The organism is Lysinibacillus sp. ZYM-1, assembly GCF_001308875.1.
Taxonomy (GTDB): Bacteria; Bacillota; Bacilli; order Bacillales_A; family Planococcaceae; genus Lysinibacillus.
In genome coordinates, this window is record NZ_KQ465146.1 from 17,825 (window position 1) to 28,929 (window position 11,105).

Sequence of the window (11,105 nt, forward strand, 5' to 3'; positions counted from 1 at the left end):
ATATGGCGGAAATGAGATTAGAGCATATCTATAAAATATACGATAAAAATATTCAAGCTGTAAGTGATTTCAATTTGCATATTCATGATAAAGAATTCATTGTATTTGTTGGTCCTTCTGGTTGTGGTAAGACCACAACCTTGCGTATGATTGCTGGCTTAGAGGACATATCCAAAGGAGAGCTTTATATAGACGACGTCTTAATGAATGACGTGGAATCAAAAGATCGTAGCATCGCCATGGTGTTCCAAAGCTATGCTTTATATCCGCATATGACAGTCTATGATAATATGGCATTTAGCTTAAAGCTTCGAAAGGTTGATAAAAAGGAAATAGATCATCGCGTCAGAGAGGCTGCCAAAATATTAGGTTTAGAAGATTATTTAAAAAGAAAGCCCAAAGCATTATCCGGTGGTCAACGTCAGCGTGTCGCACTTGGCCGCGCTATTGTTAGAGACGCTAAGGTTTTTTTAATGGATGAGCCACTTTCAAATTTGGATGCTAAGCTACGTGTCCAAATGCGTGCTGAAATTCAGAAGCTACATCAGCGGATTCAGACAACAACTATATATGTCACACATGACCAAACAGAGGCTATGACTATGGCCACTCGTCTCGTTGTCATGAAGGATGGCCTTATCCAGCAAATTGGTGCTCCTAAAGAAGTCTATGATACACCACAAAACATGTTTGTAGCAGGCTTTATCGGTTCACCTTCTATGAACCTATTCCAATGTCATCTCACGGAAACAGCTATTATTATTGGTGAACAAACGTTCCCAATTCCTTCTATATACAAGCCCTTGTTAAAGGAAAAAAATTATTTAGGGAAAGAAATCGTGATGGGGATACGTCCTGAGGATTTACAAATAACGAATGACTTCTCTCCCTATGCTTTTAAGGCCACAGTTGACGTTGCCGAATTACTTGGAGCAGAAACCTTCCTCTATTGCTCTCTTGCCAACCAGTCATTGATTGCACGAGTTCAGGCAGATAGCAATTTACACCCTTCTGATGTTGCAACACTTGTCATGAAGGAAGAAAAGATTCATTTCTTCGACCCTAAAACGGAAGAACGTCTTTAAATAAATCAAGAATTAGACTCCCCCTATAAAAGAGGAAGTTTTCTGTACAGGACGATTCTCTTTTGGTAAAAAATATTAGTTTAATCAAATAATAAAACGAAGACGATGCTATGAAATCCATCGCCTTCGTTTTACTTTATTTTTCTTTTAGCCACTTTTTTATGCAGCCCTTGAATAACTGTTCGTGTCTCATCTAAATAATCAATTGTCTGATTAAAGGCACTAGTTACTACTCCCATAAATAAAATATCAATGACAAGAAGCTGAGCAAGGCGTGAGGAAGTAGCACCGCTTCTAAAGGTTGCTTCTACATTAGGTGATACATATAAACAAATGTCCGCTAAACTAGACACCAATGAACTACCATAGCGTGTTAAGCTTATTGTAGTAGCAGGTGTTTGGCCAGCAATTTCTAGAATTTTGGCCACTTCATGTGTTTCTCCAGAGAAGGATATACCAACTACCACATCCCCCTCCTGTGCATTGACAACTGCTGTAGCCCCTAAGTGTAAATCCATAAATGCTTTACTGTGCTTATTAATTCTTAAAAATTTTTGATCTGCGTCCATTGCTGTAATACCAGAAGCACCTACACCAAAAAAAATAATTCTTTTGGCTTTTGCTAAAGCTGATACAGCCTGTTCTAATTCAGCCTTATCTATTAAATTGGCCGTTTGTGTCAGAATTTCACTGCTCTGCAATGTCACCTTTTCTACAATTGATTGTAATGGCTCATTTGCCTCAATATCTCTATCCACTGTATTCTTACGCTGTAAATCGCCCGCAATACGTAATTTCAACTCCTGAACGCCACTAACATTTAAAGATTTGCATAAACGAATAACAGCCGCACTACTCGTCTGACTTGCCTCCCCCAACTCAACAGCGGTCATTTTAATGGCCTGTGTTGGATATTCTAAAATAAAGCTTGCCACCTTTTTTTCAGAAGGGGGTAGCTTCTCACGCATTTCTGATAGCATAATTAAGCCAGCGTTTATTTTTTCCATACTCTTCATCCCCGCCTCTAGTATGTAGCCTGCAAGAAAAAGTGAATGGAGTAGTTCCATCCACCTCTTCCTTCAATGCTTCCTTAACTCTACAGCTCTACGGACATGCCCTTCGGATTGAGCAAGTAATGTTGTCGCTTCTTCTAACATTGTATTCGTCAGTAACATTACAATAGCAAGCTTCACTTGATAGTTGGTTTGCTCTAAAGCTCTTTCGGCTTGAATATAGGAGACTCCTGTAACTTCACAAACAATTTGTTTGGCACGTTCTCGCAATTTAAAATTACTTGCATGAACATCCACCATTAAATTTTTGTAGACTTTTCCAAGCTTAATCATGGTGGTTGTTGTAATCATATTCAGTATTTGTTTATGGGCTGTTGCAGCCTTTAATCTGGTAGAACCTGTTAGAATTTCCGGACCAGTAATGACCTCAATGGCTATATCTGCATTTTCGCTAATGATCGAATGGGAATTACTGACCAAGCTAATGGTTTTTGCTCCTATTTGCTGGGCATAGTTTAATGCTCCTTTAACAAAGGGCGTTCTACCACTTGCCGCAATCCCTATTACTATATCTTGCTTAGTTAGCTGTTGTTTCTTTAACTCTTGCTTACCTAAAGACAAATCATCTTCTGCCCCTTCTATGGCGAGCATCACTGCCTCTGAACCCCCTGCTAATATAGCCTGCACAAGCTTAGATGAAGTACTAAATGTTGGTGGACATTCAACTGCATCCAGCAATCCTATTCTCCCACTCGTCCCTGCACCTACATAAAACAATCTACCACCATTCTTCAGCGCATGCACAACAGCCACAATAGCTTGTTCGATTTCAGGCAAAACCTTAGATATAGCTTGTGGAATTTTTTTATCCTCTTCATGCATTAGCTTTACAATTTCAGCAATGGACATTAAATCCAAATTGGTCGTATCTGGATGATAGCCCTCAGTCGTCAGTCTTGTCATTCGCTCCATTGAAGTCAAATCCCTCCATTCGAATTTTTTATGCTCATCCACGTTTCCTTAACTGTTTCTTGTAAAGCACCTGTCATTTGAATTCCTTCACTAAAGAGCCCATTTATAAAAGCGCCAATAGCAGGTGGTACTTCAGGAAGAATGATTCGATTATAAATAGTAGCTTGTTGCAATTTCTCTTGAAAGCATTGAACAAAATAACCATTTTTGAATAAACCTCCACAAATGACAATAGGGAAACTTTTCACTTGGGGTTCCTTTTTGAACATCATTTGGAGTAGTTGAACTAGATGAAATACAGCATGATCAACAATCCTCTTCGCTATATCATTGTTTTGAGTAGCTAAAAGTAAGACCGTACTAGCAATAGAGGCCATGCATACGCGTGGTTGCGAATGCTCATAGATTAGCGTAATAATTCCTGTAGGATCTGTTAAGGCTAAACGCTCTAACACAGCTTCTGTAAAAGCATCTTCATATAAACCATAAGCATCATAATTCCGAGTAATTGTACGCAATGCCTCTTGTCCAATAGAGTAGCCACTGCCTTCGTCTCCCAATAGATAACCCCATCCTCCAGCACGACTGACGAGATGGTTTTGTTGAACAGCATAAACGATTGAACCCGTTCCTGCTATAACAACTAGCCCTTCCTGCGTAAATGTCCCACTAGTGAGTGCCGCTACTGCATCATTGGTAATAATAATCCTACAGGAAGTGGCAGGGAAAATAAGACCTATCCACCTCTTCCAACGTATTAAATCTTCCTGACGATCCCCGCCAGCTACACATAAGAAGATCGTCGAAACGTCTTTTTTTGTGGTACCTACCTTCTGCATTAAGCATTCTAGTAACTGTTTGATTTGTTGTCTTACCTCATTGGTTGGGGTTGATTTTATATTCGTCCCCTCTCCATCAATATAGGCGAGCACTTCTCCTTCTTTTGTACCGATCACTGCACGAGTTTTCGTCCCACCACCGTCGACACCAATAATGTATTGCTTATTTAATGGCACCAGCCGTCAGCCCCTCCATAAATTGCTTTGAAGCAATAAAGAATAATAGGATCATTGGTAATGATGCTAGGGTTAGTCCTGCAAAAAGCGAGCCCCAATCAGCCGAATGCTCCCCAAAGAGAGACATCATTCCTACGGGTATTGTGCGTTTCATCTTCTCTGTAATAAAAATAAGTGGGAAGAAAAAATCATTCCAAGCCGCGATAAAATTGATAATAACGACTGTTCCAAGTGCTGGTCGCATTAACGGTAGAACAACATGCCAAAGTACCCTTAAATTTCCCGCACCATCAATACGGGCAGCCTCCTCCAGTTCGTACGGCATCGTTTTAAAAAAGCCTGTTAGTATCAGCATGGATAAAGGTATACCTGTCGCCGTATTCATCAAAATTAAAGACCATAAAGAATTAATCAGCCCTAAATCACGCATTAAAATGAAAAGTGGTACGATTCCCAATTTTATTGGGATCATCATACCTAATAAGAAAATAAAGAATAATGCATGGTTCCAAGAAAATTTAAAGCGTGCAATATAAAATGATGCCAATGAACAAACAACCACAATCAGTACAACAGATACAATACTGACAAATATACTGTTCATAAAATAGGTGGTGAATGGAATTTTAGACAACAATGTACGGTAAGTATCCAAACTAAAGCTAGTTGGAAAGCCCAATGGATCTTTGTAAATGTCCACACTCTTCTTGAAGGAAGACAAGATCATTAACAAAATAGGATATAAACTGATTGTCGCCACTGTAAATACAACAAGATAATAGAATGGTCGAACCCAAATGGCACCTTGTTTCATATATTCACCCCTTACATTTGGACATCTTTTTTATTGGCAAAGCGTAAAAATACCGTTGTACAAATTAATATAAATAGAAACAGCACTGTCGCTAACGCAGACCCTAAGCCAATAGCTGTCGTACCAGAAGCCGTTGAGCTACCAAATGCCAAGCGATAGAAAAACACAGCCAATGTATCTGTAGAATAATAAGGCTCTCCCATAGAACCTTGCATCGCATAAACAAGTTCGAATGCCTCAAAGGATTGAATAAATGTTAAAATGCCCATGATCATAATAGATGGCACCATTAAAGGCAAATAAATTGTGCGCAATAAGGTAAAACCTTTTGCACCGTCTAGCTTCGCAGCCTCAATCAACTCACCTGGAATGCCCTGGAATCCAGCTAAAAAAATTAAAACACCAAAGCCTAGTCCAAACCAACAATTCACTAAAATAATGGCAATCAAAGCTGTTCCCGGATCACCAAGCCAAGCTTTTTGTAAGGTTTCTAAACCTAATCTCTCTAAAAGGACATTTAAAGTTCCAAAATTAGGATTTAGAATGAGCTTCCATAAGAAACCTACAACAATCACGGATAATAACCGCGGAAGAAAAAAGGCTGCCTTGAAAAACTCAGCTCCCTTAATTTTTTGATAGATAATAAATGCTAGAAAGAAAGCCAACCCATTCATGACAACCATTTGCACAACAAAATATAGGATATTATGTTTGAAGGCATTCCAAAACATGGAGCCATAGGGTTCCGTCGTGAAAAGCGTCACAAAATTTCGGAAGCCAATAAAATCCCCACGCGCCATCCCTCTCCATTCAAAAAAACTATAGGATAAAGCTGCTAGTATTGGATACAGCACAAACATTCCATAAATTATTAATGCAGGGATAGGGAAAAGGTGGATAGTCCACCTTTTCGATGATTTTCTTTTTGTTAACGGTGAAGCTGTAGATTCCCTCATGATGAACAGCCCCCTTTAAAGTTTTGAGAAAGGAAGTCCCCCTATACTCCTTAAAGGTGTTTCAGGGGCCATGTAGGACTTTATCTATTTTTGAAATGGTGTGTACCAAGTTTTAGCGTTTTCCTGCACTTTTGCAGCTACCTCTTCAACTGTTACTTGACCTAAATACATGCCTTGTAGCTCACTTTCAAGTAAACTTTTCGTTGTTGGATCCCCTCCAGTAAAATTGGTAACCCACATGTATGGTGTTGCTTCATTTGCAGTGGACTTACTTATATCATTTAATAAAGTATCGTCAGAAGTAATACCAGGAATAGCACTGATCATGGAAAATTCCTTCACGAACAACTCTCCAAATTCTTTTGTAGTTAAAAACTCTAAAAATACTTTAGCCGCCTCTTTATTTTTCGAGTTTGCATTGATTGCAAATGAGCCATCCACCCAAGTTGTCACTGTTTTCTGACCCTCTTTAGATGGAATAGGGAAATACCCTAAATCTAAATCTGGATTCATTTCTAATACAACAGGAATTTCCCAGCTACCTAACGGGAACATAGCCGCGTCTTCTAACGCAAACAAAGTACGAATATCATCCATTCCTAAGCCTTCTGAATTGGCAGGAAAATACTTTTTCAAGTCATTCATTATTTGTATCGAATCGATAAACTTAGCATCTGTAAAATCCTTATCTCCCGCAAGCACTGCTTGATAGAAATCATTTCCCTCATAAATCGCCGGCCCTACAATACCATGCAGTAATGACAATAACCAACCTTCCTTAGTTCCCATTGCGATAGGTGTAATGCCTTTTTCAAGTAATTGATCATTTAATGCTATGAACTCATCCCAAGTAGTAGGTACTCCAAGGTTATTATCCTTAAAGATCTTTTTATTATAGAAAAATTGGGTTGAGCTCAAATTGATCGGTACCCCATATTGATTTCCTTCTTTATCACGAGATGCTAGTAATGCCTCCTCAGGAAATGTGCTCAAACCATTCAAGCCATTTATTTTCTCGACATACCCTGCTTCAGCAAGCTTTAATCCAGCAGCATAAGGACGTAAGTGGAAAATATCTGGACCTTCCCCAGCCTGTAATGCTGTGTTGAGAACGGTGTTATACTCTGTATTTTTAGTCGGGTTAAAGGAAATGTGTATATCCGGATGTTGTTCATTAAATAAAGCAATAACTTTTTCATATTTAGCTACATCTTCTGTACGCCAACTTCCTATCGTAAGTGAGATTTCTTCTGTTTTCTCTCCTTCTTCCTTATCAGGTGTTGTTGAGACTGTTGTTTTCTCATTGGAGGTACATCCCACTAATGCTACAACGAATATTAATAGGAACAGCCATAACCATTTACTCTTTTGTTTCATATCAACTCATCCACCCTTCATATAAGTAATTTTTCATAGATCAACGTATGAAGCTTTTCACGAATACCTCTCATATTTGTATTCCTTCCATAATGAACCGCATTCGTCAGGAAAATAACAAATGCCTTTTGAATAGGGTCCATCCAAATACTTGTGCCTGTAAAGCCTGTATGACCAAATGAGCCCTTGTTCCACCTCCTAGCAAAACAAGAAGATGAGTAATCTTCATTCCATACTTCAAACCCAAGTCCCCTATTCCTGAAAGTCTTCGTATGGGCGAGTTTTAACCACTCATAAGGAAGAACCTCTTGTTGCGTCATGCCTAACCAAATTTTTGCATAACTCGCTAAGTCCTCTGCACATGAAAATAGACCTGCACTACCAGCAATTCCTTCTAACAATAGAGATTTTTCATCATGAACAATCCCTTGTATAAATTTTCCATTCACCATTTCTGTGGATGCCGCTAACCCTCGTTTATGCTCTGGTAATTGAAAGCCAGTACTGTTCATTTCCCAAGGCTTCAATATTTCCTGATCAACAAAATTACTCAGCGACATTCCCGAAATTTTTTCGATAACCTTCCCTAATAAGATCATGCCTAGATCGCTATAGAGCACTTGTTCGTCTGGCTGATACACTACTTCACTTGTGAAAATCTCCTGCATTATGTCACGCTTATGGAATCTCTTCACTACGGGCACTAAGTCTGCTGGTAGCCCTGAACTATGCTGTAATAAATGTTGAATTGTAATATTCGGATATTTAAAATCTGGTAAATATGTTTGAACTGGATCTTTTACAGTCATTTGATGTCGACTCATCAGCAGTAAAATAGCTGGTAGTGTTGCAACTACTTTTGTTAATGACGCTAAATCAAACAGTGTATGGTTTAAAATCAGTTGTTTGCTGCCACCTTCGGCTCTATATGCTCCATAACTGCGAGTCAAAATTCTTCTATGTTGCTGTTGAACAATCAGTACTGCGCCTGGAATTTCTTTTTCTCTCACTAAATCATTTATATAGGCATCTACCAAATGAACACCCCACAACCTAAAATAACTAAATTTTCTGTAAATTAGTATTATCATATAAAATAAAATGATAAAAAATTACACCAATCCTAAAATTTTTTTTCACAAAAAAAACTCCCCACCAAGTAAATGCCTTACCTGATAGGGAGTTTCTTCATTATTTAGTTGGTTTTTTTAAATCCATTGAAGCTGCTGCACTTTCAATTTTTACGCGTTTTAAGAAGAAGGCAAGCACTATTGCTACCACTGTTATACCAGCCGCAATTAAGAAAGAATGCGTAATACCATCTAATAAGGCATTTTGCATAATTTGATCTTGCATTTGTTGCATTTGCTCTGGTGTAGGTGCTGCACCTGCTTGTGCTGCATTTGCTTTCGCTTCTACAATTAATTCTTCTGCTTTTGCTTTTGTACGGTTATTCATAAATGTAACTAAAATCGCACTACCGATTGCTCCAGATACTTGCTGTAATGTGTTATTAATAGCAGTACCATGTGGATTCATAACTTGCGGAATTTGATTTAAACCGTTTGTCATAATAGGCATCATAACCATGGACATACCGAACATGCGGATTGTGTACATTGATACGATATATGTGTAGCTTGAATCAATCTCTAATTTCGCTAAACCGAATGTCGCGATTGTCGTAATAGTCAATCCAATAATAGCTAATATACGTGGACCAAATTTATCGAAAAGTTTACCAGTTATCGGTGACATGATCCCCATTGCCAGAGCACCTGGAAGCATCATTAAACCCGCTTCGAATGGTTCAATACCACGAATAGATTGCACATATGCTGGTGTTAAAATCATCCCTGAGAACATTGCAATAGAGACAATAACGGAGATGCCAGACCCTAATGCAAACATTGGGTATTTATAAATACGTAATTCCAATAATGGTTGATCCATTTTTAATTGTTTAATAATGAAAATAATTAAGGCAATAAAGCCAACTGAAATTGTGCCATATACCCATGGGCTGGACCAGCCTTTATCTCCTGCTGTACTGAAGCCGTATAAAATACCTCCGAATGCAACTGTTGATAAAAGTACTGATAGGAAATCTAAGTGAACTTCACGTGTCTCCATCACGTTTCTTAATTTCCAAACACCAAATAATAAACTAATAAGCGCGAACGGAATAATCATTTGGAAGAGCATACGCCAATCATGATGCTCGACAATATAACCAGATAATGTAGGTCCTATTGCTGGTGCCATAATCATAACTAAACCAAAGATCCCCATTGCTGCCCCACGCTTCTCTTTCGGGAAGCTTGTTAACATAACATTCATTAAAAGTGGTGACATACTGGAAGCTCCGGCTGCTTGCACCATACGACCTGCTAACAGCATACCAAAATTAGGTGCGAAACCTGCCATAATTGTACCGATAGTAAAGACGGACATCGCTGTAATAAATAGATGTCTATTTTTAAAGCGAGTCACAAAAAATGCTGAAGCAGGAACTAAAATACCGCTTACCAGCATATAACCTGTTGCGAGCCATTGTACTTTTGAATATGTGATCCCAAAATCTTTCATAATAGTTGGTAATGCCACATTCAACAATGTGTTGTTAAGAAAAGCAACAAAAGCACCCACAAATAAAATAGCAATCATGCCATAAGGGGGCTTCTTCATTGTCTGCTCACTATTCATTTATATCCCTCAATTCTTTCTTGTGTTTTACGATAAAACTTATTTTATACTCGTAGTCTACTTTTTTCAACAAATAAGTTTATATTTTTTATAAACGTTGATATATAGGCGTTTAAAGTGTAGAATAAGAGTATAATAATATAAAAAAGGTGAGGTCATGAACAAAAGAAAAAGACAAATTATTACAGCTGCACGTGCACTTTTTATCGAAAAGGGATTCCTAGATACATCGATTAACGACATCATCAATGATGCAAAAATCTCGAAAGGGACATTTTACAATCATTTTTCTTCAAAGAACGAATGCTTAATCGCGATTTTAGATGAAGGGCGCGAAGAAGCAAGTAATCGTCGTCATGAACTTATTTATGGGAAAGATCCTACAGATTTAGAAGTATTGACACAACAGGTCGCTGTTCTCATGTATGTCAATCGTGAGCATAATTTAATTCAAATTTTTGAGTCCATCTTCCATTCAAGAGATAAAGAACTGAAAAAGATCATTATTAACTACCATTTACAGGAATTAGAATGGTTAGCTAACCGACTAGTTCAAGTCTTTGGTGAAGAAATTAGCCCTATTAGCTATGAATGTGCTGTGCAAACACTTGGAATGATCAACCTCACATTGCGTGCAGTCTTTATTGCTGATTATAAATATATCAATCGAGAAGCCATTGTACGTGTAGCATTGCGCAATATTAGCGTTATTATACCCACTATGCTTGAATCGAAAGAAATCATTGTTAGTGTTGAAATGATTAATACCATTCAAAATGTAGTAAACTTTAAAACCGTTACAAAAGAAATGGTTATCGATCAATTACATGGCTTTACAAAGGGATTAACGAACAATGAAACAGCGGAAGGCTTGGAGTATGCTGAATTTTTATTAGAGGAGCTCCAGCGCGAAAATCCAAAGCTATTTATCATCGAATCGCTCCTTACACCATTCCGTAAAGCATTCGTTGGAACTGAACATGTCGCTGAAGCCCGCGACATCGCCAATAGCTTATGGCGCTATGTTAAAATTGAGCAGCCCGCTGAGCGCTGTACTAAAAATAGATAATCAGAACCACCAGTCTAACTGGTGGTTTGCTCTGCGCGTGAAACGCTGGGGTACTGGCCCATGTCTAAAGACACACTGAAAGGTCCGCCAACCGCAC

At 38.3% G+C, this 11,105-nt stretch carries 10 protein-coding genes; 2 read left to right on the top strand and 8 right to left on the bottom strand.

Translation table 11 applies throughout. The annotated features are described in order from the left end of the window. Positions 1–2 precede the first annotated feature (2 nt). On the top strand, positions 3–1,085 hold the full coding sequence (locus AO843_RS21380) for an ABC transporter ATP-binding protein (protein ID WP_054613096.1): 1,083 nt from the start codon (positions 3–5) through the stop codon (positions 1,083–1,085). 131 nt (positions 1,086–1,216) lie between these two features. On the opposite strand, the gene AO843_RS21385 is transcribed toward AO843_RS21380, so the two are convergent. The 8 genes from AO843_RS21385 to AO843_RS21420 form a co-directional block, all read right to left on the bottom strand. Beyond that, entirely contained in the window at positions 1,217–2,092 is an 876-nt protein-coding gene (locus AO843_RS21385) for a MurR/RpiR family transcriptional regulator (RefSeq protein WP_054613105.1), read from the bottom strand. A 72-nt stretch (positions 2,093–2,164) separates the two neighbouring features. Next, positions 2,165–3,070: an N-acetylmuramic acid 6-phosphate etherase gene (gene murQ / locus AO843_RS21390; RefSeq protein WP_054613097.1), complete on the bottom strand. Its 906-nt coding sequence runs from the start codon at positions 3,068–3,070 to the stop codon at positions 2,165–2,167. A gap of 5 nt (positions 3,071–3,075) precedes the next feature. Beyond that, complete coding sequence (locus AO843_RS21395) at positions 3,076–4,086, bottom strand: N-acetylglucosamine kinase (RefSeq protein WP_054613098.1); 1,011 nt, start codon at positions 4,084–4,086, stop codon at positions 3,076–3,078. Beyond that, a complete protein-coding gene (locus AO843_RS21400) occupies positions 4,073–4,900 on the bottom strand; it encodes a carbohydrate ABC transporter permease (protein WP_054613099.1) in 828 nt (275 codons plus the stop codon). The genes AO843_RS21395 and AO843_RS21400 overlap by 14 nt, the downstream gene beginning before the upstream one ends. Before the next feature lie 11 nt (positions 4,901–4,911). Next, positions 4,912–5,856, bottom strand: coding sequence for a carbohydrate ABC transporter permease (locus AO843_RS21405; RefSeq protein ID WP_054613100.1), 945 nt, complete (start codon positions 5,854–5,856; stop codon positions 4,912–4,914). A gap of 84 nt (positions 5,857–5,940) precedes the next feature. Then, positions 5,941–7,233 (bottom strand): ABC transporter substrate-binding protein, encoded by a 1,293-nt coding sequence (locus tag AO843_RS21410; protein WP_054613101.1) that lies wholly within the window; start codon positions 7,231–7,233, stop codon positions 5,941–5,943. Between the two features lie 17 nt (positions 7,234–7,250). Then, on the bottom strand, positions 7,251–8,270 hold the full coding sequence (locus tag AO843_RS21415) for a serine hydrolase domain-containing protein (protein ID WP_054613102.1): 1,020 nt from the start codon (positions 8,268–8,270) through the stop codon (positions 7,251–7,253). 154 nt (positions 8,271–8,424) lie between these two features. Then, a complete protein-coding gene (locus tag AO843_RS21420) occupies positions 8,425–9,939 on the bottom strand; it encodes a DHA2 family efflux MFS transporter permease subunit (protein WP_054613103.1) in 1,515 nt (504 codons plus the stop codon). Between the two features lie 157 nt (positions 9,940–10,096). On the opposite strand from AO843_RS21420, the gene AO843_RS21425 reads away from it, so the two are divergent. Beyond that, entirely contained in the window at positions 10,097–11,008 is a 912-nt protein-coding gene (locus tag AO843_RS21425; RefSeq protein ID WP_054613104.1) for a TetR/AcrR family transcriptional regulator, read from the top strand. The last annotated feature ends 97 nt before the right edge of the window (positions 11,009–11,105 follow it).